Below are 24,920 nucleotides of genomic sequence, written 5' to 3' on the forward strand. Positions count from 1 at the left end.
ACCAATGTTAAACATTTCAAATAATTCGATCAACCGTGATAAGGTACTTAAGGACCAGTCGGCCTATCAGGATGTGATGGAAACATCTGCTTCCCGGAGGTTGGTCTACCTGTTGTCGGCGCTTCTCTTTGCTTTTCTGGTGATATTGTTTTTCCCCTGGACGCAAAATATCAGGGCCCGGGGTAAACTCACTACGCTTCGCCCCGAAAATAGGGAACAAAACATTCATTCGATGATCACAGGGCGAATTGAGAATTGGTTTGTTCGTGAGGGCGAGTTGGTTAGAAAAGGCGACACCATCGTATTTATTTCGGAAGTCAAATCAGAATACCTGGATCCCCAGCTCATTGAGCGATCAACTAATCAGACGGATGCTAAAAAAGCGTCGATAGACACATATGTGGACAAAGCCCGGGCCCTGGCTGATCAGATTGTGGCCTTGCAGAAAAATCAAATATTGAAAGCAGAGCAGGCAGAAAACTACTTCAATCAGTCGAGGTTGAAGGTGCTATCGGACAGTATCGATTTTGAAACGGCACTGGTTAATTATGAAATAGCGCAAAAGCAGTTCGACCGCCAGCAGACGTTGTACGACCAGGGCTTGAAGTCGCTGACTGAACTGGAACAGAGAAAGCAGAAGCTTCAGGAGGCTTTGTACAAGAAGATTTCTATTGAAAATAAATGGCTGGCCAGCAAGAATGAGTTCATCAATGCAAAGCTTAATTTAAGTGTCATACAAAACGAGTTTTCGGAGAAAATAGCGAAAGCAAAATCCGACCGCATGTCGGCGCTTTCCGATGCCTTGCAAGCGGAGGGCGACTTCAACAAACTTTCGATACAGCAATCAAGTTACACCAAAAGGTCGGGGTTTTATTACATCACCGCTCCGCAGGATGGTTACGTTACGAAAGCAAGGATCACCGGAATTGGGGAGACGGTGAAAGAAGGGGAGGCGGTTTTTAGTTTAATCCCAACCAACTTTGACCTCGCTGTGGAAATGTATGTGCGGCCGATTGACCTTCCGCTGATAGAAGAGGGTCGCAAAGTACAGCTACAGTTCGACGGATGGCCAGCCCTGGTTTTCAACGGGTGGCCGGGCATGTCGTTTGGCACCTACTCCGGCCGGATTGTGGCTTACGACAAAGCGGCCAGTGCGAACGGCCAGTTTAGGGTGCTTGTTGCCCCCGACCCTAACACGGCCGAGTGGCCGCAATTGTTAAGGCTGGGCTCCGGCACGTATGGCATAGCACTGCTCAAAAAAGTACCTGTTTGGTACGAGTTGTGGAGAAATTTGAACGGCTTTCCTCCCGATTTCTACAAAGAGGAAACAGCCTACAATCCCGACAAAAAATCAAAATGAGACAACTGAGGTTATTTATCATTTTAGCTTTTTTGGGAGCTGGTCATATGGCCTGGCCGCAGCAAGCCGCAACCGGTTGGCTGAGCTTGGGCGAGTTTTATGAGCTGGTGAACGAGCACCATCCCATTGCCAGGCAGGCCACTCTGCTCAATACACGGGGAGGCCTTGCGGTCAACCTGGCGAGGGGAGCTTTTGATCCAAAGCTCGTGTCCGATTTCAACAGAAAAAACTTTGACGGTAAAAACTACTACGATATTTGGAACACTTATGTGCAGGTGCCCACGTTGCTTAATGTGGACCTGAAGGCGGGGTATGAGCGAAACAAGGGCCTGTATCTCAGCCCGGAAAACACGGTGCCGGTGGATGGGCTTTACTATGCGGGCGTTTCGGTGCCCGTGGGGCAGGGTTTGATCCGAAACGAGCGAACCATCGGGCTTCAAAAAGGCAAATATGAGGCACTGGCGTTTGAGAACGAAGCGAACAATGTGCTCAACAACCTTTTTCTGGATGCCAACTATGCTTACTGGTGGTGGTATGAAAATCATATGAAGAGGGAGGCCATGCAAACCAACCTAAGGCTTATCAGACAAAGGTTTGAAGGCGTAAGGCAGGGAGCTATTAGCGGAGAAAATGCTACGATTGACAGTGTGGAGATGCTGATTCAGGTGCAGCAATGGTCCAATGAGCTGAGAGAGGCCGAGCTCAACCTGCAAAACAGTACGCTGCTTATGCAAAACTTTGTTTGGGTTGATAGCCTCGATGTGGTAGCGTTGCGTCCTTATCCTGAGGACAGCACTGTTGCTCCTGACCTCGACAGCTACCTCGACTGGGCTTTGGCCAATCACCCCGACCTGAAGAAGCTGAACATAGAAAGCAATGTGCTTGAGCTGGACAGAAAATTGAGCAGCGATCAGCTAAAGCCTGTGATTGACGTGAATTACAATATGCTGTTCGCCGGTCAGAACGATTTGGAGATAGCCAATTATGACAACAACTATAAGCTCGGCGTAGATTTTGTATTTCCGCTGCTTTTAAGAAAGGAGAGGGCAAAGCTCAAGATCGTCAAGATCAAGCAGCAGGAATATGACTTAAAGATCACTCAGAAGAATAGGGAAGTGATCAATAAAATTCAGCAGAGCTATAACAAAGTATATACCCTGGAAGAAATGATCGACCAGCAGCGAGAAATGCAAGTCAATTATGAACGCATGCTACAGGCCGAGCTTACCAAATTCGAAAATGGAGAGAGTTCCATTTTTCTGATCAACAGCCGGGAAAACAAGAAACTACAGGGGCAAATCAAGCTGATTGAGCTTGAGGCGAAATACAACCGCTCCCTGGGCGAGCTCAAGTGGGCCACCGGCAAGCTTTATGAAGAGATTGGGGGAGTGGAGTAGTGTGCTTCCTGGCATTCACAAAAAAAAAGCACCACGGCAGGTGCTAAATAAAGTACCGTGGTGCTGGCTTCGGTAGTGTTGAACAAATGGTTACAGGTAATCTATCTCATAGTTCAAAAGAAAAACACCGCCCTTATAAGCAATTGTATTCAGCTCCCTCAGGCGATATGTTTCCTCAGAACCCTCGAAGAGCTTGATGCCGGCTCCGAAAAGCACCGGGCTCAGTTTGATTTTGAGTTCATCGATGAGCTTATGGGCGAGCAAAAAGCTCGCAAACTTTCCCCCTCCACACATATAAATCGGTGAGCCTACACTTTCCTTAAGTTCCCGCAAGGCGTCTATCTGATTATCGTCAATGACCTTTACCTGCTCGTGGGCACTTTCAAAATGCAGCGAGCGGGAGAAGACATAGTGCATCATGTGCGGATAGGCTGGTTGCCCCGGCTGCAGACCGTAGCTGTAGCCATATTCATAAGTGTGCCTGCCCATGATCACAGTGTCGTAGTCTTTCAGGCTTTCCAGGTAGTCCGAAACATGTTCTCCTTCTTCCAGAAAGCCCTGAGTGGTGCCGTCTTTGTGGGCAATGTAGCCATCGAGCGTTGAGGCTACGTGGTATATTATTTTTCGCATGGTGTATCAGTTTGAATAAAAAAATAGTTGAATGCCAATATTGAAACTGGCGTATCAGGTTTCAATGATTCCCGGATTGTGATGTGCAAACGATAAGGTCACTTGCCAAAGCAAAATAGAATCCATGTTATCATTAACAATGAACAACCCGGATCGAAAATCTGATGTAGTGGGAGTGGCAGGAATGTGCTTGCCTGAGCAAGTCAGGAAGCCATTTGTGCCACGGGAAGATGTGAAAAAATTATCTGATCATGTTTGAAAGTCCCTCAGTTTGCACTGAAGCAGTGGCAAATATAACGGTTTAGTTGAAAAATGGAAAGGGAGATAGGGAAGACCTCCCAATCCAGCAAGCGTTCGCTTGTGGATTTATCTTTTCGGCGTCTCGCCGCCATCAGTAAATGCTAACTTGCCCCAGTGCCTGTCAGCCAATTTGCAAATGAAAGCGGGACGCTCAAGTGTACTGAGTCAAAGCGGACGCTTGAACTATTGGACTCTGGGCAAAATCACTCCCCCTCCCTCACCAGCTGCACGGCATCCATTCTGATGCGGGCGTTTTTGATGAGAGAGGCAAGTTTAGCCCGCTCTTCGAGTGCCAGCTGAATTTCTTCCGGCCTGACATTCTCGTTTTTAGCGTGAAGCGCCTTAAGTCGACCAATTTCATGGTTCATGGTGAGGCTCATCTCTTGCATTCCTTTCAAAACTTCGTCCGCTTTTAGCTCTTCGGCCACCGCTGTTGCCGCTTTGAGCATGTTAGGAAGAATTTCATCTACAAGAGTATCATTCTCCAGCATATCGTCGACCCGCCCGGGTCTCAGCTGTTGATCGAACAGTTCAATAGGATAATCATCCGTTACATCCTCGCCACCATGGTCAACTACCACCCTGAGCGGCGTGGCAGGCAGAAAGCGGTCCACATGCGTGCTTTGCCCGCCTGAAGTTTCCAGCACAAACAGCACCTCCAAAAGAATGGCAGAGTTCTTAGTTCCCCGAAGGACGCCATAGCTGGCCCCTCCGGTGCCCAAACTCAACACCATATCCATGGCACCCGTGGTCATTGGGTGATCCCAGCTAACGAAACCAATGTCCTCCCTGGCCAGGGCACGTTTCCGGTCGAAAGTAACCGACATGCCTTCGTCGGGTAGAGAAGGAAATTTGTATGTATTGGCTTGTGTGGGGTGCAGCAAATAGGTTCTGGGGCCGAGGTCTTCTATATCGATAGAAAAATGGTGAAAGACCTGCGTCATGTACTTCTCCAGCCCCATGTCAAGATCGGCCTCTCTGATCTGCTCCACCAGTTTTTTAGCCACTTCGGGTCGAAAGGAATTCATTTCGAGCAATCGGTCACGGCCATTGGCAAGCATCTGTTTTAGTTCTTGCTGAAAGGTGGCGGTGTCGCTAATGAGTGACGCCAGTTGACTGCTCGCTACCGGTGATCCGACTGACAAAGTGGCCTCGTTCAGCCTGTCGCCAAACAGTTGCGCCAGCCGGTTGCCGCCTTCCAGGTTTTCTTCAAAGGCATTGAGTCCTTCGTGAAACCACCTCACAACTACTTCCTGCGAACTGCCTGTAAGATAGGGCACATGAATCTGGATGTCTTCCGTTTGTCCTATGCGGTCCAGCCGCCCGATTCTTTGCTCCAGCAACTCCGGATGAGCTGGTAAATCGAACAGAATGAGGTGGTGGGCAAATTGAAAATTCCTTCCCTCGCTGCCTATTTCCGAGCACAAAAGCAGCCGGGCACCATCAGGTTCGGCAAACCAGGCGGCATTCCTATCTCGCTGCACAATTGTAAGGTCTTCATGAAAAACACCCACTTTTATACCGCTGAGCGCTCCTAAGGCTTCCTCCAGGGCTAGTACTTTTTCTTTGGTTCTGCAAATGAGCACTGCCTTTGCCGGCTTCAGTTTCTTCATCAGCTTCACCAGCCAGCTCACCCTCGGGTCTTCTTCGAACCAAAACTTCTGCGAGGGGGCATCAGCCGCTGGCGGCTCTGAGTCGAGGGCATATTCCTGCGACAACCGATCTATCCACAAGTCGTGCTGCTCATCTGCTTTGATAGGAACAAGATGCGCCTTCCGCTTTGGGAAGCCACTCATTGCCGACCGGGTGTTTCGGAAAACGACCCGGCCAGGGCCGTGCTGGTCGAGCAAATCTTCAATAAGGTTGTTCTTTGCTGTTTCACCTTCTTTTGCCAGGGTGGCTATTCTCTCTTTGCCAAACATCGATTCCAGCAACTGGGTGTCGGCTGCCTGCAAGGGTTGTCCTGACGAGAGCGCTTCTACAATATTGGCGATGGCTTTGTAGTCGTGCGGTTCATTTTTGAATGCCTCGTAGTTGGCGTACCTGTCCGGATCCAGCAGCCGAAGCCGGGCGAAATGGCTTTCTACACCTAGCTGCTCAGGCGTGGCGGTCAATAGCAGCAGCCCTTTGGCGGCTTTAGTCAGAATCTCCACAATACCATACTCTGGGCTGACCTTGTCGACGGACCATTCCAAATGATGGGCTTCGTCTACCACCAGCATGTCCCAACCGGCCGACAGCGCCTGCCGGGCCCTCACTTGCGAGCCTGCTAAAAAAGACGTACTGCAAATGATCAGTTGATCATCCAGAAAGGGATTGGCATCGGGTGCGCCGCCATCCAGCGAGGCGCATCGTACTTCATCGTAAATATGAAACCACAAATTAAATCGCCTCAGCATTTCCACAAACCACTGGTGAACCAGCGAGTCGGGCACCAGGATCAGCACCCTGGAAATGCGGCCGGTCAAAAGCAGCCGGTGCAAAATCAAACAGGCCTCGATGGTTTTCCCGAGCCCCACCTGGTCCGACAGCAGCACCCGGGGTGCATATCGGCTGCTCACCTCATGGGCGATATATAGCTGGTGGGGTATCAGGTCAATCCGCCCCCCGACAAACCCATTGATGGGAGAAATTCTCCGGTTGTGGTCGTAATAAAGCGTTTTTCTGCGTAGAGCAAACAACTCGGGCGTGTCGACCTCTCCCATAAAAAGACGGTCGTCCACCCCGTGCTTAACAGATACATCACCAAGGTCGGCCTCCGAGAGTTGCCTGCCTTGCCCGAAGTAGACAAGCAGGTGTCCGTCCGGTTCCACACGCTCCACCAGCATAGGACGCTTGTCCTTGTCGGCAATAGAATCGCCGGGCTTAAAAGCCACTCTGCGCAGGGGTGCGTTCTCTACAGTATACTGTCTTACTTCGTCAGCTGCCGGGAAATGCAGCTTTACACGGCCTTTGCTGGCTTCAGTTACGATACCCACGCCCAACTCGGGCTCGCCGGCACTCGTCCATCTTTGATCGGGAAAGAAGTTTTCCAAAGGATAATTATTGTTCGGTGAATAGAGCGCTGCCCCGGGTGGGGGTGCGTCATTGTATTAAGAACGCAAAGGTCTTCAATTTTTGGTTATGATGGTGCTTATATATTGAGTACTTGGGCATATTGCCGTTTTACAAACCAACAAATTAGCTTTGCGAGAGTTTTTCAGCTATTTTGATAATTGGAGGAAAAATTGAAATGAAGTGTCAGCAGCTTCTGGCTACAGTGTATTATTGTGGTTTATTTGAAGAAAACTGAATGAAAAGAACACTTGAAGAACAGCGAGTTGAATTTTCCAATCAAAAATTTATCGCCACACCTTTATCCGGGTTGATTGTTTGGGCGGTTGTTGGATTTATCGGGATATTTTTCTCTGATTTTATAGCGGTTTGGTCAATATTCATAGGGACCGGAAGCATAGTTTATTTAGGTCTGTTTCTATCAAAATTCACAGGCGAAAATTTCCTGGATAAAAGCAAACCGAAAAATGAATTTGACATACTCTTCTTTTACACGGTTGGGCAAGCAGTATTGGTGTATTCAATTGCCATTCCATTTTTCCTGGTGGACTATTCGTCGTTGCCGCTTACGGTAGGAATTTTGACAGGATTGATGTGGCTCCCATTTTCATGGATTATCAATCATTGGGTAGGGATTTTTCATGCACTGACAAGAACAATTCTGGTTCTCGGTCTTTGGTATCTGCTTCCCGAGTACAGGTTCATTTCAATTCCTTTTGGGATAGTATTAATTTATAGCCTTACAATTCTAATTTTAAGAAAAAGAAAGCCAACTGATTGAGCATGACAACGTTTGCTATGGTTTCCGCAAGCAAGGCGAGGCTAAATACGAGCGGGCTATAGCTGTATAAAAATCCGCACTCCCACGAGCCGGGATGCTAACCGGTGAACGCCGAACTCCAGGCAAAATCAGGAAACCAATAAATGACTGACTACGACAAATACTACAGGACTGAAAATTTATTTGGAGAGCCATATGCCGAGTTGATTGAGTTTTTCAAAAGCTACGAACCTAAGGGAAAACTACTTGACTTAGGTTGTGGACAAGGCAGAGATGCCATAGCCCTGGCAAGACTCGGATACAGAGTAACCGGAGTTGACAACTCAAAAGCCGGCATCGACCAGATGATTAGAGTATCCAACTCAGAAAGCCTGAAAATTACTGGATTGGTCAGTGATATGTATGATTTTGATAACTATGGAGATTTTGACATTGTATTGCTCGATTCCATTTTTCATTTCGAGCAACGTGACAGGCAAAAAGAAATTTCTTTGATCAATAAAATTGCCAGCGACCTAAAGCCCAATGGCTTGATTTGCGTATGTGTACAGGATACCGGTTCCAAAGTCAGGATTTTAAAGGGAGCAATAAGCAATTCAAAACCAGATTTTGAGACGCTCAATGATTCATCCTTGATTTACAGGTATGAAGATGACGAATCAGGTCATAAGTCAACAACTAAATATTGTATGTATATCGTGAGAAAGAAATGAGAAATACCTTACTGACCTTTCTTTTAGTATTATCGCTATCCTCTTGTCACTACCGTGAGGAATCCGACGCACTTATTGTCGAGGGCTTGCCTGAAAGCAAGGCTGAATATCAACGGACAATTGTCGGTCATTTGTCCGGAAAATATGAATTGGCCAACAAAACCCTGATCAAAAGTCGTTGGTCTGTAGAAGAAAGGGCTGTGGCAAGATTGTATTTGAAGGAATTGATTGCAACTCTGAACATTGAACCCCGGGAAAATCATTATTCGTCGCCCAACCTCAATCCCGCTATCGACTTATTACTTGAGCCGTTCAAAGGCACTAATATTTATGGAATTCTTCCGGCCACCAGAAGCAGCGAAGAGTACGTTATTTTGGGGGCACATTATGATACTGGAAAGAGGAATGCACCGGGTGCAATTGACAATGCGACGGGAATTGCTTTGATATACAGCGTGGTGAAGGAGCTGGCAAAAAGTGAGGTTAGAGACAGGAATCTGATTGTTGTGTTTTTCGACCAGGAAGAGGAGGAATTGATTGGAAGCAAAGCCTTTGCAAAACACATCAAAGAAAGTGAATGGAATATACATTCGATCCATTGTTTTGATATGGTTGGCTGGGATGCAGACGATGATGGTGCCATGGAAGTTTTTTCAGCTTCAGAGTCCCTTTTGGACACGTACCGTACAACGGCAGGTGCCTACGGCAAGCCCCTTAAAGAAATCGTTATTGATCCGGTAGGTTACGACAACAGCTCAACCGACTTTGACGCCTTCGTTCAGGGTGGGTACAATGTGATAGGGGCTGGCGAATGCTACTATTTCAGAGACTCGACGCCCTACAAGGATAGCCCAGATGATACGTTTGAAACAGTCAACTTTCAGTATCTGTTGTCTTGCTCAAACATGATTGAGGACGTCATAAGAAAAATAGTAATACTATGAGCGCTGTGCAAGAGCGAAGGTTTGGCATGCTGGTGAAGCATTTGCGGTTTGTGACCATTTTGGGAATCACATTGCTTTTCTTTTTGTATAAAGGCATCTCTTATGCTGCGATTGGAAGCTATGTTCCAGTCGTTTTTATTGTGGCAATCCTGGCACTATTTATCGCTGGGTTCTACAAATCGGAGAAAGCATTTATACGTGTGCTAAGTTTCTGGGCTATATTAGTCGTTCTATGGTCTTTTGTAAGGTTGTTACTAGGCATTGTCAATCAATTTGTGAAACCCATACCCGAGGGGCATGTTCACGGTCAGCTCGGAATAGCGGGCTCGTTGCTCAGTTTGGCCTTCCTGTTTGCAGGAGTTTATTTATTGCGGAACAGGAAAAAGGTATTTGGCTAGTCAATCGAGCTTGTCTGCTTCCGGTTTAACTGGTCACTGCAATTTTCCGCCTGCCAGATATATCAGATTTGTGTAGCTATGCCCGGTTATTAAGGGTATATTGCAGATACCGTCCCAAATTATTTTCGTTCTTACCAGCAGTTTTCCTTTTATCTTATTTCATTTCGTTGCTCTTCATTGGATCACTCATTCTGGCGAAGGTCACTTAAACACCAATAAAAGCTACATGAGCCAATCCATTAAATTTGTGTCGAAGGAGTACGACTTTTTCACTACTCTGAATCATCGAGTCAACCAGTACTTCAAAACGAAAAACATTAGCCGCAATGCCAACACGGCCATGGTCTTCAAGACTATTGCCATGTTTACGCTGTATTTCGGCCCCTACGCAGTCATTGTTGCAGGTTCTTTCTCAAGCCTTTATGTGTTTTATGCACTGAGTGCCGTTATGGGGTTTGGCCTTGCGGGCATTGGCATGTCAGTGATGCACGACGCTAACCATAGTGCCTATTCTAAGAAAAAGTGGGTGAATACGCTGTTAGGCTATTCTCTGAACTTAGTGGGCGGAAATGCCTTCAACTGGAAGGTGCAACACAATGTACTGCACCATACATTCACCAACGTCGATGGAACCGATGAAGACATTGAACCACGTGGTGTACTTCGTTTTTGTCCCCACACCGACTGGAAGCCCTTCCACAAATTTCAGTTTATCTATGCGTGGTTTTTCTACGGCCTTCTGTCGTTTATCTGGATTGTGTTCAAAGACTTTGAGCGGTTGACCAGGTACAAAAGGGCCGGCCAGATAAAAAAGCAAAAAACAACTGAGCTGAAGGAGTGGTCAGTTTTGATATTTACCAAAATCGTATACTACACTTATATTATTGCAATACCCATGCTGGTGCTGCCATTTGCCTGGTGGCATGTGTTGCTGGGCTTCTTTGTGATGCACTACATAGCTGGCTTTATTCTGGCAGTAGTTTTCCAGCTGGCGCATGTGGTGGAGGGCACCGAATATCCTGTACCCGACGAAGCCGGCAATATCTACAACGCATGGGCGGTTCACCAGCTTCATACCACAGCTAACTTTGCCCAGCACAACAGACTGTTGTCCTGGTATGTCGGTGGTTTGAACTACCAGGTAGAGCATCATCTTTTTTCCAATATCTGCCACGTACACTATGACAAGCTATCCGAGATTGTGAAAGAGACCTCGGAGGAGTTCGGGCATCCTTACAAGTCAAAGCGAAGGCTTCGGGACGCAGTGGCGAGCCATTTCAAAGTGCTGAAAGCGCTTGGCAAAAAGGATGCATCGCCAGTGCTTGAGGCTGTGTTTGTGCCTTAAAGGTTTTTAAGACTCAACAGTAAAAATAGAGGCAGTTGATCCAATCAACTGCCTCTATTGCTTTAAGAATAAAGCTTTTTGTAGTACTCGTCCGCCATTCTGTGGCTGCTGAAATAGGGCACCACATCCCTCATGCTGCTTTTCATCACTTCCAGCCACTTGTCTGGTTTGTCGTAGTAAGTAGGAAGAATCTCCTTTTCAAGGATCTTGTACATCCCCTCAAAGTCTTCCTGATCCAGCTTCGGGTGGTCGTTGAAGTCAGTGCCGTCTGGAATAAGGTAGCTGTTCACCCCATGCTTGCCATACTCAGGAATCCAGCCATCCTGAATCGATAAATTCACACTGCCATTCATGCTGGCTGTCATGCCGCTGGTGCCTGAAGCTTCTCTGGGCTTTCTGGGGGTGTTCAACCAAATGTCGCTGCCGTTTTTTAGTGAGCGACTCAGTGCCAATTCATACCCTGTCAGCACCGTGCAGTTGGCAAACTCTTTGGACACCCTGATGAGGTGGTTGAATATATCAATGGCGCCATGATCTTTCGGGTAGGGCTTGCCTGCCCAAATGATTTGTACGGGCCTTTTCGTGTTGGTCACCAGCTTGCGGAACCTGTCGAAGTCTTTGAGCAGCAGATCCGGCCTTTTGTAGGCGGCAAACCTTCTCGCCCAAACGATGGTGAGCACATCTGGGTCAAACAGCTTGCCCGACTGATCGGCCACAATTTTGAAGAGCTCGCTTTTCATCTCCTTCTTTCTGGCTATCAAAGCCTTGTCATTATTTTTCTCCAGGGCGGCGTTCAGCTCTTTATCGGCCCAGTAGCTCACATTTTGAGAGTTGGTAATAGGGATGATTTCGCACGTATCTTTAAAAGTGCTCCACATTTCTTTCGACACCTTGGCGTGGATTTTTGACACCGCATTGGCTTTTTTGGCCAGCCGCAATGCAGCCACTGTATAGCTCACTTTGCCGGATTTGTCTGTGATCCAGTCCACTTCTTCCTGCTTCCAGCCTTTTGGGAAAAAGCCAATTTTATTGAGCAACTCAAGAGAATGCTCTTCGTTTCCTGCCTTTTCCGGTGTGTGCGTGGTGAAAACGCATTGGGTCTTCAGTTTCTTCTTGTCGGCCGCCTGCGCATACATGTGAGTGAATGCCGGGAGTCCGTGGCCCTCATTGAGATGGTAAATATCGGCACCGCCCAGCGCCTCAATCACCTTGTAGCCACCCACGCCCAGCACCATGCTTTGGGCTACTCTGGTGAGCTCATTGTCCTCATAAAGCCTGTGGGTAATCGTGCGGGACAGGTAGTCGTTCTCAGGAATATCTGTGCTTAGCAGATAGATAGGCGCACTGCCAAAGGTGTCGGCCTTGAGGGCATACGCCTTGGCCTTTACACTGCCATTGTCGAAAATGGGAACGTCGACGATGATGCCCGTATCTTCCAGAAAGCTGTAGTTTTTCTCTGTCCAAACAGCGCCCAGCGACTGATCCATGTTGCGGGTTTGGTCGTAGTAGCCATACTGCCACAGTATGCCGACGCCTACCAGGTTTTGTTTTAGCTCAAAAGCACTGCGCATGTGCGAGCCTGCCAGAAACCCAAGACCACCGGAGTATATTTTCAGTGCCTGGTCAATGGCAAATTCCATGCTAAAGTAGGCTACCTTCTTCTTGTATTTAGCATCGTATTTATAGGGGTGAAACCATTTACTGTATTGACTCATAGTTGATTGTGCTTGTTTTGATGAGCGAAAATAGGCAAAACAAATTTAGGACAGCAACAATGAAACAGTCGATTTCCCTGAACAGGTTTGCGGTAAGCATAAAGAAGCAATTGAGGGCTGTTTGCTCCTGACTTAGTGGTGTTTCATGCTCATGTTGAGCATGCAGCCAATAGGCTCCGTTTTGTTTGGGTTGATGGCTTTGCCTGCAAAAGCAGCAGCAATGGCATCATCGAGGTAGTGCTCGGTTATTACATTTCGGTATTTGCCCAACTCATAAAACCAATTGTCTATTTTGCCTCTGTAGAGCAGGTCGCCCGTTTGATTAAAAAGAAAAACTTCAGGAGTGACTTTGGCTTTCAGAATGTGGGTGACCACCTGGTGGCTGTCGAGCAGAATAGGGAAGTCGAATTTGTATTTGGCAGCAAAGGCACCGGCGGTTTCTTTGGTTTCTCCTTCGCTGGGAGCAATGCCCACCACGCTGAGCCCATCTACTTGCGCCAACTCCCTGAACTTGCCTGTGTACTGCTGGCAGATGGGGCAATCGTGCGCCATAAGGATCAAAAGTGTGAGCTTCTGGTGCTCAAATGATGAAAGAGAATAGGGCTGGCCGTCGTAGTTTTCTAACTCAATTTTCCTAAGCGACTCACTGAAATTACCAAGGTCGGTGGGAATACTTTGCGCCAGCACACCAATGCTCAGTAGCTGACTAGTAATCAGCCCAATGAGGGCTAAGAAGCTTACGTACCGCCGATTGTTCATACCTTAAAGTTAGGGCTTAATACCCTTGATAGAAAAAATATGACAAAGCTTTCCATTATCTTTCCAAATCATCGGCAATCCTTCTACTTTGGATTCCGTTTAGAGATTAACAAAAAGAAGAAGACAGTCATTTCATGAATTTTCTATTTCCTCAATTCCTTTGGGCTCTTCTTGCACTTTCTATTCCGATCCTCATTCACCTGTTTAATTTTCGCAGGGCGAAAAAAATATATTTCTCCAATGTGAACATGCTCAAGCATGTGAAGCAGACGAGCAGCTCCAAACTGAAATTGAAGCATTGGCTGGTGTTGTTTTCGAGACTTGCGACCGTCTTTTTTCTGGTCATGGCTTTTGCCCAGCCTTTCATGCCTTCCAACGACGGCAAGCAGCTGAGCGGTGATGTGGTGTTGTATCTCGATAACTCGCAGAGCATGAGCAACCTGACCGGCACGGAAGCCCCCGGGTTAGATGTAAGCATCGGGATGATCGGTGAAGTGCTCAAGGCGTACCCAAGAGAAACACGTTTTCAGCTTATTACCAACGACTTTGCGCCTTTTTCCAATCATGCCAAAAGCAAGGTGGATGTAGAAGAATTGCTTACCGAGCTGAGCTACTCATCTATTGTAAGATCGCCTGATGAGATCGTTGGCCGGATGGAGCTGGGCGCCACGGAAAAAGACGTTTACTGGATAAGCGACTTTGCCTACAGCCCTGAGCAGCCGGTATCGGATGGCGACTCCGTCAATAATTTTAAATTGGTGCCCATCGCCTTTCCTGTTTCCGCCAATATTTTTATTGACACGGTTTACCTCGAAAGTCCGTTTCTTATCGAGGGTCAAACCAATACCCTTTTTGTTTCGCTACGCAATACGGGCGAAGAAATAAAAACTGATATGCCGGTGAAGTTTTTTGTCAACGACATTCAAGCGGGGGCACTCACCACCGACCTGGTACCCAATGGGCAGACCACCCTTTCATTTGAGCTCAATATGGCACTCGAAGAGTTCAATCGGTGCCATCTCAGTATCGACGATTTCCCTATTCTTTTCGACAATGAGTTTTACCTGACGCTGAACCAGTCGCCCAGGGTGCGCATCATGGAGATTCGGGGCAGGACAGCCTCTTCTGCCATTGGCCGGGTGTTTGCCAACGAGCTTTTGTTCGATTTGCAGTCCTTCGACGCTGGCAATATTGACTACGGAAGCTTTGAAGATGCTGAGCTGCTGGTAATCAATGAGGTTGATCAATTGAATAGCGGGCTGGAAGCTTTTATCAAGAGCTCTCTCGACAACGGACGGACGGTTTTGATTATTCCATCATCCCAAAGTTTTGATGGTGGGTGGACAAATATTTACAGTGCCCTCAGGCAAAGTGTGCAGACCAATCTGCAGGAAATTGCTCAACCCGACCTCAATAACCCATTCTTTAAGAATATTTTTGAGGCCTCTGCCGACAAAATGGAAATGCCGGCGGCTGCCATGCAAATGAGCTGGGGCAACAATGGCGATCATTTGCTGAAATACAGGTCAGGTGCCCCCTATTTGACGAGAACGAATGCCTCTTCGGGGGTTTTGTACCTGCTGGCTGCTTCTCTGGCGCCCACCAGCAGCACGTTTTCCAACAACGCTTTGTTTGTGCCCATCATGTACAAAATGGCTATCGGTGCCCGCAGCACAAAAGGCCGCCTTTACTATACACTCGATGAAATTCTGCTCACCGTTAACGGGTCGGAGGTAACTGATACCGATCTGTATAAGCTGAGTGGCAATGGACAGGAGATTGTGCCCGGCCAGCAGTCGGTGGGGGCAAATGTAAGGCTGGAGCTGCCCAGGTTTATGATGCAGGCAGGCTACTACGATGTGAAGTTCAGGGACGAGCTGGTGGATGCGCTGGCGTTCAATCTGGAGAAAGGAGAATCGCAACTCAAACCTTTGCCGGAGGAGTCGGTGCTGGAGTTGTTTAACACGGTGGAGAAAAAAGAGATTATCAATGTGCTATCTCCTGAAGATTTCGAAAAGAATTTGAACGAACGCTTCAATGGAAAGGAATTGTGGAAATATGCCTTAATTTTGGCGTTAGCATTTTTACTTATTGAGGTCTTATTACTTCGTTTCCTATGAGTAGCCTATACCTGAAAGGTGTAAAACTGATCAACCCCTCCTCGGAATTCCATCTGAAAAAAGTCCACCTTTCCGTGAAAAATGGAAAAATTGACTACCTGGGTTTGAAGGAGACTACCAATAGCACAAAAGCAATTGAAGGCAAAAACCTGATAGTAACGCCAGGCTGGTTCGACCTGCGAGCCAATTTTTGCGACCCGGGTATGGAGCACAAAGAGGATCTGACATCAGGGTTGAAAGCTGCTGCGGCCGGAGGCTTTACAGACGTGTGCCTGCTGCCAGATACCCACCCCACCATACAAACGAAGAACGATATCGAATACCTGAAGTCGAAAGGGCGGGGCAAAGTAACAACGGTGCATCCAATGGCAGCTGTTACGCTTGGGCGCAAAGGGGAGGAGCTGAGTGAAATGATAGACCTGCACCATGCTGGTGCCGCAGCTTTTACCGATGGACATGACCCAATCTGGAACACGGATATTCTGCTGAAAACACTGCAATATCTTCAGCCACTTCATGGTGTGTTGATGAACAGGGCAGAAGATAAGTGGCTGGCAAAATTTGGTGTGATGCATGAAGGTGTGCAAAGCACAAGACTGGGCATGAGGGGAGTGCCTGTAGCTGGTGAAACCATCATGGTGGAGCGTGACTTGAGAATATTGGAATACGCCGGCGGGAAGATCCATTTTTCACTGGTGTCTTCGGCTGAGGCTGTCGATATGATCAAAAAAGCCAAAAAGCGTGGACTCTCAGTTACGTGCGATGTGTCGGCGCACCATCTTTGTTTCAACGACACCTACCTGAGCACCTTCGATACCAATTATAAAGTATCACCTCCCTTCCGCACCGAAAAGGACAGGAAGGCACTGATCGCTGGCGTGAAGGACGGCACCATCGACGCTATTGTGTCGGCGCATGAGCCGCAGGATGAAGAAAGCAAAAAGCTGGAATTTGACCTGGCAGAATTTGGCATCACTGGGCTTCAAACCCTCTGGCCTGTGCTCAACCAACTGGACATTAAAGGCGAGCTGTCGCTGGAGCAGTCGCTGCCCGCTGTCTTCGCCGGGCCACGAAAGGTGCTTGGCCTGGAACCGGTTGCATTGGAGGTTGGCGCTGATGCCTGCCTGACAGTCGTCGATACATCCGCCAAATGGACGTTCGATAAGAAAACCAACCTCAGCAAATCGATCAACAATCCCTTTTTTGGCAAAGAGCTGACCGGTATGGTGGCAGCGGTTTCCAATAATGGTCTTGTTCAAACCACCAACTAAGAAGGCATGAAGAATCCTTTGATCAAAGTGCCCCTTAAGTATGGGACAATCGGCGCTTTTGTCATGATTGTTCTTTTCATGGTGATCTACCTGTTGGGCGATAATCCCCTGTTTGCCGAAAATGTGATTGACAAAGTGTTGCTGGCGTTGTTTTTATTTTCGGCCATTAGGGAGTTTCGTGATGTTCACAATGGAAAAATCATGTTTTTCTGGGAAGGGATGACCGTCGGATTCTTTTGCTATATTGTGATTGCAAGTATCGTGGGGCTTTTTACCTGGATGTTTTTGGAGTACTACGATTGTAATCTTTTAGCAGACTTTGTCACTAATGCTTTAAAGAGTGCTGATAGTGAAAAGGCTGAGACTATTAAAGATGTTGGGCAGGAGAGCTATGATGAAATGATTCGGAGTATAAGTGCTACCACCACTATCAAAATCTCCTTCGAAGCTTTTCTGCAAAAAACGGTCTTTGGTCTGCTTTTTACCATTATCCTCTCTATGATTCTCAGAACAAAACCTAAAAACTAAAAACCATGGAACAACAAGTAACAACCAGAGGTGTCGGCATGCAGTACGGTGTCATCGTTGGCATTATCATGATCATTTACGGCACTCTTTTGCAGGTGAGCGGCTTAGCACTTGAATACCAAAGCCTTTCTTATATTAACTACATTTTTCTAGGTGTCGTTATTTACCTGGCACACAAGAAATTCAAGGAGGACGGCGACGGCTTTATGTCGTACGGTCAGGGGCTAGGAATCGGCTTTTGGATATCGTTGATTGGAGGTGTGATATCTATGGTGTTCAGCTATATATACATGTCCTTCATCGACTCCACCATCATGGAGCAAGCAATGGACAAAGCCAGGTACGATATGGAGGAGAAAGGAATGTCCGATGCGCAAATTGACCAGGCAATGTCAATCACTGAAAAATTTATGACGCCTGAGATGATATTTGTAATGGGCATTATTGGCACTCTGATTTTCGGCTTTATATTGAGCCTGATTGTGTCTGCCATAACAAAGAAGACCGATCCGCAACTTGAAGTTTAATGACAGAAGATAAGCCTGATATTTCTGTAGTGATTCCTCTGAAAAATGAAGAGGAATCATTGCACGAATTGTGTGAATGGATACAAAAAGTGATGCAAGAAAACCAGTTTACCTACGAGGTGATACTGGTGGATGATGGGAGCACCGATGCCAGCTGGGTAACTATCCAGGAGCTTGGCATGGGCAATAGTTGTGTCAAAGGCTTACGGTTCAATAGAAATTACGGGAAGTCCGCTGCTTTGCACGAAGGCTTTGCGGTAGCAGAGGGCAAGGTGGTTATCACCATGGACGCCGATCTTCAGGACAGCCCAGATGAAATTCCAGAGCTCTATCGCATGATTACCGAAGATGGCTACGACCTGGTGTCGGGGTGGAAAAAGAAGCGGCACGACCCGATTGGCAAGACCATCCCATCCAAATTTTTTAATGGAGTTACCCGCATCATGTCGGGCATTCCGCTACACGACTTTAACTGCGGCTTGAAAGCCTACAGGTCTGTGGTGATAAAAAACATCAAGGTGTACGGCGAAATGCACCGATACATCCCACTTATCGCCAAGTGGAACGGGTTTTCTCGCATTGGCGAAAAAGAGGTGCTGCATCACGCCAGAAAATACGGTAGCACAAAGTTTGGACTGGAACGCTTCATTTTCGGTTTTCTTGATCTGCTCTCTATCTCCTTTGTTACCAGATTCAAGCGCCGTCCGATGCATTTTTTCGGCACGCTGGGCACACTCACTTTTGTGTTTGGAGCCGGCGTTACCGGTTTTATGGCGCTGGAAAAGTGGAACAACCTCAGGCTTAAGCTTCCGGTAAGAGAAATTGTCGATCAGCCATTGTTTTACATTGCTCTGCTGGCCGTAGTTGTAGGCGTTCAGCTGTTCCTGGCTGGCTTCTTAGCCGAAATGATGACAATCACGAGTAATAAGAATGAAGATTATCTGGTCATTGAGAGGTCAGGTTTATAGCTTTGGCCCATGGCTAAGCCCAAATACTCATTTATAGTCCCGGTTTACAATCGGCCGGACGAACTCAGCGAGCTTCTCTCCAGCTTATGCGACCAACAAGCAGAACTCTTTGAGGTGATTGTTGTGGAGGACGGATCGGTACAAAAGGCCGACAAAATGGTGGACACCTTCACTGGAAAATTAGACCTGACCTACCTTTTTCAACCCAATGCCGGACCAGGAGCTGCCCGAAATAATGGGGCTTCGCAGGCCAAAGGTGAATGGCTTATTTTCCTGGATTCGGATGTGATAGTGCCGCCAGGTTATGTAGCTGCACTGGAGGCAATGCCAAAGCTACCGTCGCTGTTTGGAGGACCCGACAAGGCCGCCCCCAATTTTACTGCCACTCAGAAAGCCATCAACTACTCCATGACCTCGTTTCTAACCACGGGTGGTATTCGTGGGAAAAAGAAATCGATGGAAGCTTACAAGCCCAGAAGCTTTAATATGGGCGTTGAGGCAACGCTTTTTCGAAAAATTGAGGGCTTCAGAGCCATGCGGTTTGGTGAGGATATTGACCTGAGCTTGAGAGCTGAAAAAGGAGGGACAAAGGGCGTGTTGATCGAAGACGCCTGGGTGTATCACAAGCGAAGAAGCAATTTCCGACAGTTTTACAAACAGGTGTTCAACTCAGGCGTGGCACGCATTCACCTTCATTTGTTGCACCCTGGTTCTACAAAAGCCGTACATACTTTTCCAGCCTTGTTTGCTGTCGCAGTCATTTTTCTGGCTGTATGGGCACTGCTCTTCAATGCCAACCGACTCCTTCCTCTTTTGATCTATTCCGCCTTCATTCTTATTGACTCAACAATCAAAAATGGTCTGCCAGCCGGGATCTTGTCAGTACCGGCCGCATTCGTGCAGCTGGTCGGCTATGGACTGGGTTTTCTAAAAGCGGGATTTGAGGTGTATGTGCTAAGGAGGAAACCTAAGTTTGGGTTCGCTGACACCTTTTACAAGTAGCTTATGCCTTTTTGCAAAAGAAAATTGTCTCGTCTTTCGGTAGCGCATACCTGGTAACTACTTCTTCCGGTAGTTCGGTCACGTAGTCGTTGGCGTCAACAGTAAATCCAGCGCTTGCCAGCCTTTCCGCATAGTCCTTGCCATACTTCCGTACGTGATCGTCCTGCCCAAACCTGCGGTAGCGCTCCTTTGGGTCGGTGATGGTAATGTCTTCAACCGTTTTCTCTTCCAGCGGATAAAAGAACGGCACCTGAATAATCGCCCACCCACCAGGCTTCAATACCCGGTAGAGTTCGCTCATTGCTTTCAGGTCGCTGTCTACATGCTCCATCACGTGGTTGCAAAAGGCCACATCGAAGGTGTTGGCGTCAAATGGCACCTGATGGATGTCCATCTTCACTTTCGCCAAAGGCGATTCTATGTCGGCCGTGGTGTAGTCGTCTTTATGAAGTTTTTCAAATGCCTCAATAAAGCAGATTTCCGGGGCCACGTGAAGCACTTTCAACTTATCGGTGAAAAAGTTAGTCTTGTTCTTGAGAAACAGGTACATCAGCCTGTGCCGCTCCAGGGCCAGGCAGTTGGGGCAGAGTGCATTTTCACGGGACTGCCTGCCGTAGGGCAAGAACTTTCGGAAGTGGGCGTTACATACCGGGCATTCCACTTTGTTGCCAATGTAGAAGATGGAGACCACCTTGAGCAGCCAATGGCTGAAAAGCTGCAGGTATTTTCTGGGTACTGTCCGTAGCAAAAAACTAATGATGTGCTTCAAAACTATAGCGATCTGGTTCCGAAATGCCTGCAAATATAGTAGATTCGAAACCCAAACCAGCTTGGAATCGAAATAAGGAAATATTGATTGAGGAGAATTACCAGTATATTCGAAACCATGCGTCTTAGGCTCCCTATTCTTTTAATAATACTGACTACAGCTTTCTTTCTGGGAAGCTTACGCATGGCAACTGCGCAGTCGAAAGAAAAGCCTATAGACAAGGATTCCCCTTCATGGGTGCTGAAGCAAAAAAAGAAAAACGACGCAAAAAAGGATTTCCCAAAACAAGAATACCCTCGCTATATTATCATAACAGAGACAAAAGGAGTGCTGTATGGGAACCCCTGCGCCCTGCAGGAAACGCACAAGATGGGCTTTGAGTATGTACTGCTAAAGGAAGGCCAGCCAGGCTACGAAACTATGTGGAAGAAGATGACCAACAACTTCTTTGTGAAAACGGGACTGGTATTTCGACGGTCACCCTTTTGGAAACTCATACTAAAGAACAGGATCGAAGACTGCCGTGTTAATACCGGCGACTTTATTGGAGATAGTTCAGCTCCGGAGGCACTTAATATCGAAGCAGTCTCACTTTGATCTGGTTCGCTTCACAGCCAAAATTGACCATGTGCCATTCATTCGGTACATTTAGGTATATTCACTAGGTAAAAAAATAAAATCATTTCTACTTAGGGTTTTGAAGTTGAACAACGCCTTTTGGGCACAAAACACATCAATATGAATAAAGTAATGAAAAGCTTAAGCGTCGTGGCTATGGTGATGCTTTCTTTTTCCTTTGCTGCCAATGCGCAAAAAGGAAAGTGGGTTTCTTTGTTTGATGGAAAAACCATCGATCAGTGGCACATTTACAACAAATCAGGAGTTGATCCGAAATGGCAGGTGGAAGATGGCGCCATTGTGCTGACTGCCGGTGGCGCTGGCGACCTGGTTACTAACAAGGACTACGGCGATTTTGAATTAGAGCTTGAGTGGAAGATTTCTGAAGGAGGAAACAGCGGTATCATGTTCCACTGCATAGAAGACGCCAAGTACAACGCTCCTTACTACACAGGCCCTGAAATGCAGGTGCTTGACAACGAACGCCATCCAGATGCAAAGCAGGGTAAAAACGGTAACCGCCTTGCGACGTCTCTGTACGACATGATCCCCCCCAGCGACCCCTCAGCTTACAAGCCAGCGATGGAATGGAACAAAGTAAAACTGGTGATCAAAGACGGAAAAGCCACTCACTACATGAATGGAAAGAAAGTGGTTGAATACCCTACCAGCGGCCCCGTTTGGGATAAAATGGTCAGCGAAAGCAAGTTCGCCAAGTGGGAAGCTTTCGGAAAATCATCAACGGGCAAAATTGCCTTGCAGGACCACGGCAACAAAGTGTGGTTCCGCAATATCAGAATCAGGGAATTGTAAAAGCCAATAGCTTCTTATATTCCCGTAAAACTGAAAGGGCTGATTAACCTCAGCTCTTTTTTTATGTCTTCACTTACCTCCAGCTCATCAATAAAAGTGCTGATGCTTTCCCTGGTGATCTTGGTGTTGGTGCGGGTGAGCGCTTTCAGTGTTTCGTACGGATTGGCGAAGCCTTCCCTGCGAAGCACGGTTTGGATAGCCTCGGCCACCACTGCCCAGTTGTCTTCCAGGTCGGCGTCAATGGCTGCCTGATTAAGCTCAAGCTTGCCAATGCCTTTTGCCAGCGAAAGCAGAGAAATATAGCTGTGAGCAATAGGTACTCCAATATTTCTCAGCACTGTCGAATCCGTCAGATCCCGTTGAAGCCTTGAAATCGGCAGCTTGGCTGAAAGGTGCTCGTAAATGGCATTGGCCATTCCCAGGTTTCCTTCTGCATTTTCAAAGTCAATCGGATTTACCTTGTGTGGCATGGCAGATGAGCCAATCTCACCCGCTTTGATCCGCTGTTTAAAGTAGTTCATGGAAATGTACTGCCACACGTCTCTTGAAAAGTCGATCAGGATGGTGTTGATGCGCTTGAGCCCGTCAAAAAGAGCCGCCATGTGGTCGTAGTGCTCAATTTGGGTAGTGGGAGAGCTCCTTTTCAGTCCAAGACTATTGCCTACAAAACCGTCGGCGAACTCAGCCCAGTCGTAAGTGGGGAAGGCCACGTGGTGGGCATTGAGATTGCCGGTAGCACCGCCAAATTTGGCCGCAAACGGTATGTTTTTCAATCCGTTTATCTGCTCCTCCAACCGTACCTGAAACACCCTGATTTCTTTGCCAAGACGAGTAGGAGAGGCGGGCTGCCCGTGTGTCTTAGCCAGCATCGGTATTTTCTCCCAGTCGGCGGCCATAGCTGCCAGCGAGGCAATTATTTCATTCAATTTGGGCAGGTAAACCTCCTGCAAAGCCTCCTTCAGGCTTAGAGGAATGGCGGTATTGTTAATATCCTGCGAGGTGAGACCAAAATGGATGTATTCTTTATAGGCAGACAGGCCGGCAGCATCCATCTTCTGTTTGATGAAGTATTCCACCGCCTTCACATCATGATTGGTCGTTTTCTCTATTTCTTTGATCGCCAGGGCATCCTTCTCCGAAAAGTCTTTATAAATGGCTCTCAACTCGGAGTACTTGGCTTTTGGGAAAGAGCCAAGGGCAGGCAGTGGTATATCACAAAGCGCTATGAAATATTCGACTTCTACCTGAAGTCTGTAGCGAATAAGCCCCCATTCTGAGAAGTAGGGAGCCAGCAAAGCCGTTTGTTTTCTATAGCGGCCGTCGACAGGCGAAATGGCTGTTAAATGTGTTAAATCCATGCTTAAAAAGAGAAGGGGCAAAAGTACGGAATTATGGCTAGAATAGTGTTCTTGATTGAAACAAAGTAGGCAGGGGGCAGCCTCGACGAATTTCAAACTCCTGCTGGGGCCAGCTTAAAGCATGGTGGCTGTTTCCAAATCAATAAATATTTGTGGATTTACCGCTTTCAGTTCCGCCAGAAATTCTCCTTCCCGCCCGGGGGTAATCAAAGCGTGCCCACCCTTGAACCTCACCTTCAATTTTTTCAGCGAGGGGCCGGAGGACGAACTCTGCAATTCATAGCTTCTATGGATAGTTAAAATCTCGCCGATGGGAATTGTTCGTTCAATGAGGGGGCCGATCTTAACCATCAAGTTCCCTTCTTCAATGATATAGCGGATGCCAAACCATGTGATTCCGAATACTCCCAGAATGAGCAGCCCAATGGAAAGTAAGATAAGATTCCCACTTCTTATCGCCGGAAGGCCCATCAGGAAAAACAGCAAACAGATCAATCCAAGGTATATTAAACCCACAATAGGCCCTTTTCTCGATGGAAAGCTTGTCCTCATCAACGATACTAGTCTTCAAAATACGCCTTCAGTGGCTCCCAGTAATAGTCGATCCAGCCCTGGTCAATGCTGTCTGCCACTTCTTCAGGCACTCCATGCTGTTTGAAAGTAAGAAGAGTTCCGCCAGGAACTGCCGTAAACTCGTAGATGACCTTGGAGAAATGACCCTCTGGCCATTCGTCTTCATCAGCTTGCCAGGTTTGAACAATGCGCTTTCCATAGGAAAGCTCCAGGTTCTCACCAAAACAGTAGCCATCGAAAGCGCTGTGCTCTCCGCCTACTTTTCCGTCGTTTTCTGCGGGGCTATCTGTAAAGTCGCTGTGTTTTTTTGGGTCAATAATGGCTTCATAAGCCTGGTTGGGTCCTGTTTTCAGGATCACCTTATGGTGTAAGTCACGAGTTTCCATTTGTCATTCCAGGCAGGCTGGAGTGTTTTGTCTTGGTTAGGTACTGCTTTAATTTTTCAGGTCGGAAAATTAGAAAAGCTTTCAAAATATCTTCTCAACCCTGTTGTTTTTTTTCAGTAGTAAAATACGAAAATATCAAGAAAAAACCATGGAGATAGGGCTTTTAAGCCCGACTCGAAGTAGCTCTTACTGTGATCAAAGTATTTAAAGATTGCTGTGAAAAGTTCACGACTGATTTTCTATTGCCCTCAGTAGCCTCACAACATTTCCCGTTAGCTCTGATGAAAGGCGCACATCCACCAACACCTCCTGCAGGTGGTCTATAAAAATCTCTTTCTCTTCCTGCGACCTGTGAAGAGGTATTTTTTCGATCAGCTCAATGAGTGTGTCGAGTCTTTCATTGGCCAGTCGGCTGTCCAGAAGAATTTCCCTCACCTGAATAAGCAATTTGTACTCAGGGAGCACGGGCATTTTGGCAAGCTTTTGCTTGAGCTCAAATTCCGTCCAGGGCCTGGTGAGTATTTTGTCCGACATCAGAAATTATTAAAAGATTAATCTAATCTATTTTTGGCAGAAAACTTAGAATATCTG

The 24,920-nt window shown here is 47.2% G+C and carries 24 protein-coding genes; 15 read left to right on the forward strand and 9 right to left on the reverse strand.

What is annotated here, in order from left to right; all coding sequences use genetic code 11:
* Positions 1–4 precede the first annotated feature (4 nt).
* Positions 5–1,360: an HlyD family secretion protein gene (locus RIG68_RS19280; RefSeq protein ID WP_350070680.1), complete on the forward strand. Its 1,356-nt coding sequence runs from the start codon at positions 5–7 to the stop codon at positions 1,358–1,360.
* Complete coding sequence (locus tag RIG68_RS19285; protein ID WP_350125963.1) at positions 1,357–2,757, forward strand: TolC family protein; 1,401 nt, start codon at positions 1,357–1,359, stop codon at positions 2,755–2,757. Before RIG68_RS19280 ends, RIG68_RS19285 begins: the two co-directional genes overlap by 4 nt.
* Positions 2,758–2,847: 90 nt before the next feature.
* On the opposite strand, the gene RIG68_RS19290 is transcribed toward RIG68_RS19285, so the two are convergent.
* Positions 2,848–3,387 carry a dihydrofolate reductase family protein gene (locus RIG68_RS19290; protein WP_350125966.1) on the reverse strand — a complete coding sequence of 180 codons (540 nt, stop codon included), beginning with the start codon at positions 3,385–3,387 and terminating at the stop codon, positions 2,848–2,850.
* Positions 3,388–3,890: 503 nt separating this feature from the next.
* On the reverse strand, positions 3,891–6,722 hold the full coding sequence (gene rapA / locus RIG68_RS19295; protein WP_350125969.1) for an RNA polymerase-associated protein RapA: 2,832 nt from the start codon (positions 6,720–6,722) through the stop codon (positions 3,891–3,893).
* A gap of 257 nt (positions 6,723–6,979) precedes the next feature.
* On the opposite strand from rapA, the gene RIG68_RS19300 reads away from it, so the two are divergent.
* From RIG68_RS19300 to RIG68_RS19320, 5 genes are all read left to right on the forward strand, one after another.
* Positions 6,980–7,522 carry a DUF7010 family protein gene (locus RIG68_RS19300; protein WP_350125972.1) on the forward strand — a complete coding sequence of 181 codons (543 nt, stop codon included), beginning with the start codon at positions 6,980–6,982 and terminating at the stop codon, positions 7,520–7,522.
* 143 nt (positions 7,523–7,665) lie between these two features.
* Positions 7,666–8,235 (forward strand): class I SAM-dependent methyltransferase, encoded by a 570-nt coding sequence (locus RIG68_RS19305; protein ID WP_350125975.1) that lies wholly within the window; start codon positions 7,666–7,668, stop codon positions 8,233–8,235.
* Positions 8,232–9,179 (forward strand): M28 family metallopeptidase, encoded by a 948-nt coding sequence (locus RIG68_RS19310; RefSeq protein WP_350125978.1) that lies wholly within the window; start codon positions 8,232–8,234, stop codon positions 9,177–9,179. Before RIG68_RS19305 ends, RIG68_RS19310 begins: the two co-directional genes overlap by 4 nt.
* The gene (locus tag RIG68_RS19315) at positions 9,176–9,577 is read left to right on the forward strand and encodes a hypothetical protein (protein ID WP_350125981.1); all 402 of its coding nucleotides are present in this window, start codon (positions 9,176–9,178) and stop codon (positions 9,575–9,577) included. The genes RIG68_RS19310 and RIG68_RS19315 overlap by 4 nt, the downstream gene beginning before the upstream one ends.
* A gap of 226 nt (positions 9,578–9,803) precedes the next feature.
* The gene (locus RIG68_RS19320) at positions 9,804–10,922 is read left to right on the forward strand and encodes a fatty acid desaturase family protein (RefSeq protein WP_350125984.1); all 1,119 of its coding nucleotides are present in this window, start codon (positions 9,804–9,806) and stop codon (positions 10,920–10,922) included.
* Between the two features lie 62 nt (positions 10,923–10,984).
* Here the strand turns inward: RIG68_RS19320 and glgP are convergent, their stop codons facing one another.
* Both glgP and RIG68_RS19330 read right to left on the reverse strand, forming a co-directional pair.
* Positions 10,985–12,637 (reverse strand): alpha-glucan family phosphorylase, encoded by a 1,653-nt coding sequence (gene glgP, locus RIG68_RS19325; protein ID WP_350125987.1) that lies wholly within the window; start codon positions 12,635–12,637, stop codon positions 10,985–10,987.
* Positions 12,638–12,769: 132 nt separating this feature from the next.
* Positions 12,770–13,396 carry a redoxin domain-containing protein gene (locus RIG68_RS19330; RefSeq protein ID WP_350125990.1) on the reverse strand — a complete coding sequence of 209 codons (627 nt, stop codon included), beginning with the start codon at positions 13,394–13,396 and terminating at the stop codon, positions 12,770–12,772.
* A 134-nt stretch (positions 13,397–13,530) separates the two neighbouring features.
* Between RIG68_RS19330 and RIG68_RS19335 the strand changes: the two genes are divergently transcribed.
* The 6 genes from RIG68_RS19335 to RIG68_RS19360 are packed head-to-tail and all read left to right on the forward strand — an operon-like array spanning position 13,531 to position 19,812.
* Positions 13,531–15,516, forward strand: a complete 1,986-nt coding sequence (locus tag RIG68_RS19335; RefSeq protein WP_350125993.1) for a BatA domain-containing protein — start codon at positions 13,531–13,533, stop codon at positions 15,514–15,516.
* Entirely contained in the window at positions 15,513–16,787 is a 1,275-nt protein-coding gene (locus tag RIG68_RS19340; protein WP_350125996.1) for a dihydroorotase, read from the forward strand. Before RIG68_RS19335 ends, RIG68_RS19340 begins: the two co-directional genes overlap by 4 nt.
* A 6-nt stretch (positions 16,788–16,793) precedes the next feature.
* Positions 16,794–17,315, forward strand: a complete 522-nt coding sequence (locus RIG68_RS19345) for a DUF4199 domain-containing protein (protein WP_350125999.1) — start codon at positions 16,794–16,796, stop codon at positions 17,313–17,315.
* 5 nt (positions 17,316–17,320) lie between these two features.
* On the forward strand, positions 17,321–17,842 hold the full coding sequence (locus RIG68_RS19350) for a DUF4199 domain-containing protein (protein ID WP_350126002.1): 522 nt from the start codon (positions 17,321–17,323) through the stop codon (positions 17,840–17,842).
* Complete coding sequence (locus tag RIG68_RS19355) at positions 17,842–18,810, forward strand: glycosyltransferase family 2 protein (RefSeq protein WP_350126005.1); 969 nt, start codon at positions 17,842–17,844, stop codon at positions 18,808–18,810. Before RIG68_RS19350 ends, RIG68_RS19355 begins: the two co-directional genes overlap by 1 nt.
* Before the next feature lie 9 nt (positions 18,811–18,819).
* Positions 18,820–19,812, forward strand: a complete 993-nt coding sequence (locus RIG68_RS19360; protein ID WP_350126008.1) for a glycosyltransferase family 2 protein — start codon at positions 18,820–18,822, stop codon at positions 19,810–19,812.
* A 1-nt stretch (position 19,813) separates the two neighbouring features.
* On the opposite strand, the gene RIG68_RS19365 is transcribed toward RIG68_RS19360, so the two are convergent.
* The gene (locus RIG68_RS19365) at positions 19,814–20,581 is read right to left on the reverse strand and encodes a class I SAM-dependent methyltransferase (RefSeq protein ID WP_350126011.1); all 768 of its coding nucleotides are present in this window, start codon (positions 20,579–20,581) and stop codon (positions 19,814–19,816) included.
* Between the two features lie 117 nt (positions 20,582–20,698).
* Here RIG68_RS19365 and RIG68_RS19370 point away from each other — a divergent pair, with 117 nt between their 5' ends.
* A complete protein-coding gene (locus RIG68_RS19370) occupies positions 20,699–21,178 on the forward strand; it encodes a hypothetical protein (protein WP_152000670.1) in 480 nt (159 codons plus the stop codon).
* 153 nt (positions 21,179–21,331) lie between these two features.
* Entirely contained in the window at positions 21,332–22,012 is a 681-nt protein-coding gene (locus RIG68_RS19375) for a 3-keto-disaccharide hydrolase (protein WP_350125926.1), read from the forward strand.
* A 14-nt stretch (positions 22,013–22,026) separates the two neighbouring features.
* On the opposite strand, the gene purB is transcribed toward RIG68_RS19375, so the two are convergent.
* The 4 genes from purB to RIG68_RS19395 form a co-directional block, all read right to left on the reverse strand.
* Entirely contained in the window at positions 22,027–23,370 is a 1,344-nt protein-coding gene (purB, locus tag RIG68_RS19380) for an adenylosuccinate lyase (RefSeq protein ID WP_350126014.1), read from the reverse strand.
* Between the two features lie 114 nt (positions 23,371–23,484).
* The gene (locus tag RIG68_RS19385) at positions 23,485–23,922 is read right to left on the reverse strand and encodes a PH domain-containing protein (RefSeq protein ID WP_152000668.1); all 438 of its coding nucleotides are present in this window, start codon (positions 23,920–23,922) and stop codon (positions 23,485–23,487) included.
* A gap of 8 nt (positions 23,923–23,930) precedes the next feature.
* Positions 23,931–24,329 carry an SRPBCC domain-containing protein gene (locus RIG68_RS19390; RefSeq protein WP_350087414.1) on the reverse strand — a complete coding sequence of 133 codons (399 nt, stop codon included), beginning with the start codon at positions 24,327–24,329 and terminating at the stop codon, positions 23,931–23,933.
* Between the two features lie 225 nt (positions 24,330–24,554).
* Positions 24,555–24,863 (reverse strand): hypothetical protein, encoded by a 309-nt coding sequence (locus RIG68_RS19395; protein WP_350070752.1) that lies wholly within the window; start codon positions 24,861–24,863, stop codon positions 24,555–24,557.
* Between the last annotated feature and the right edge of the window lie 57 nt (positions 24,864–24,920).

The sequence above is a fragment of the Imperialibacter sp. genome (genome assembly GCF_040222385.1).
Classification (GTDB): Bacteria; Bacteroidota; Bacteroidia; order Cytophagales; family Cyclobacteriaceae; genus Imperialibacter.

What these genes read in the sequence shown, in the direction of transcription:
- RIG68_RS19320 (WP_350125984.1), top strand. Translation starts at nt 9,804, where the DNA reads ATGAGCCAATCCATTAAATTTGTGTCGAAGGAGTACGACTTTTTCACT.
- purB (WP_350126014.1), bottom strand. Translation starts at nt 23,370, where the DNA reads ATGGATTTAACACATTTAACAGCCATTTCGCCTGTCGACGGCCGCTAT.
- RIG68_RS19290 (WP_350125966.1), bottom strand. Translation starts at nt 3,387, where the DNA reads ATGCGAAAAATAATATACCACGTAGCCTCAACGCTCGATGGCTACATT.
- glgP (WP_350125987.1), bottom strand. Translation starts at nt 12,637, where the DNA reads ATGAGTCAATACAGTAAATGGTTTCACCCCTATAAATACGATGCTAAA.
- RIG68_RS19310 (WP_350125978.1), top strand. Translation starts at nt 8,232, where the DNA reads ATGAGAAATACCTTACTGACCTTTCTTTTAGTATTATCGCTATCCTCT.
- RIG68_RS19315 (WP_350125981.1), top strand. Translation starts at nt 9,176, where the DNA reads ATGAGCGCTGTGCAAGAGCGAAGGTTTGGCATGCTGGTGAAGCATTTG.
- RIG68_RS19345 (WP_350125999.1), top strand. Translation starts at nt 16,794, where the DNA reads ATGAAGAATCCTTTGATCAAAGTGCCCCTTAAGTATGGGACAATCGGC.
- RIG68_RS19360 (WP_350126008.1), top strand. Translation starts at nt 18,820, where the DNA reads ATGGCTAAGCCCAAATACTCATTTATAGTCCCGGTTTACAATCGGCCG.
- RIG68_RS19395 (WP_350070752.1), bottom strand. Translation starts at nt 24,863, where the DNA reads ATGTCGGACAAAATACTCACCAGGCCCTGGACGGAATTTGAGCTCAAG.
- RIG68_RS19305 (WP_350125975.1), top strand. Translation starts at nt 7,666, where the DNA reads ATGACTGACTACGACAAATACTACAGGACTGAAAATTTATTTGGAGAG.
- RIG68_RS19335 (WP_350125993.1), top strand. Translation starts at nt 13,531, where the DNA reads ATGAATTTTCTATTTCCTCAATTCCTTTGGGCTCTTCTTGCACTTTCT.
- RIG68_RS19330 (WP_350125990.1), bottom strand. Translation starts at nt 13,396, where the DNA reads ATGAACAATCGGCGGTACGTAAGCTTCTTAGCCCTCATTGGGCTGATT.
- RIG68_RS19280 (WP_350070680.1), top strand. Translation starts at nt 5, where the DNA reads ATGTTAAACATTTCAAATAATTCGATCAACCGTGATAAGGTACTTAAG.
- RIG68_RS19285 (WP_350125963.1), top strand. Translation starts at nt 1,357, where the DNA reads ATGAGACAACTGAGGTTATTTATCATTTTAGCTTTTTTGGGAGCTGGT.
- RIG68_RS19350 (WP_350126002.1), top strand. Translation starts at nt 17,321, where the DNA reads ATGGAACAACAAGTAACAACCAGAGGTGTCGGCATGCAGTACGGTGTC.
- RIG68_RS19390 (WP_350087414.1), bottom strand. Translation starts at nt 24,329, where the DNA reads ATGGAAACTCGTGACTTACACCATAAGGTGATCCTGAAAACAGGACCC.
- RIG68_RS19370 (WP_152000670.1), top strand. Translation starts at nt 20,699, where the DNA reads ATGCGTCTTAGGCTCCCTATTCTTTTAATAATACTGACTACAGCTTTC.
- RIG68_RS19355 (WP_350126005.1), top strand. Translation starts at nt 17,842, where the DNA reads ATGACAGAAGATAAGCCTGATATTTCTGTAGTGATTCCTCTGAAAAAT.
- RIG68_RS19340 (WP_350125996.1), top strand. Translation starts at nt 15,513, where the DNA reads ATGAGTAGCCTATACCTGAAAGGTGTAAAACTGATCAACCCCTCCTCG.
- RIG68_RS19385 (WP_152000668.1), bottom strand. Translation starts at nt 23,922, where the DNA reads ATGAGGACAAGCTTTCCATCGAGAAAAGGGCCTATTGTGGGTTTAATA.
- RIG68_RS19300 (WP_350125972.1), top strand. Translation starts at nt 6,980, where the DNA reads ATGAAAAGAACACTTGAAGAACAGCGAGTTGAATTTTCCAATCAAAAA.
- RIG68_RS19375 (WP_350125926.1), top strand. Translation starts at nt 21,332, where the DNA reads ATGAAAAGCTTAAGCGTCGTGGCTATGGTGATGCTTTCTTTTTCCTTT.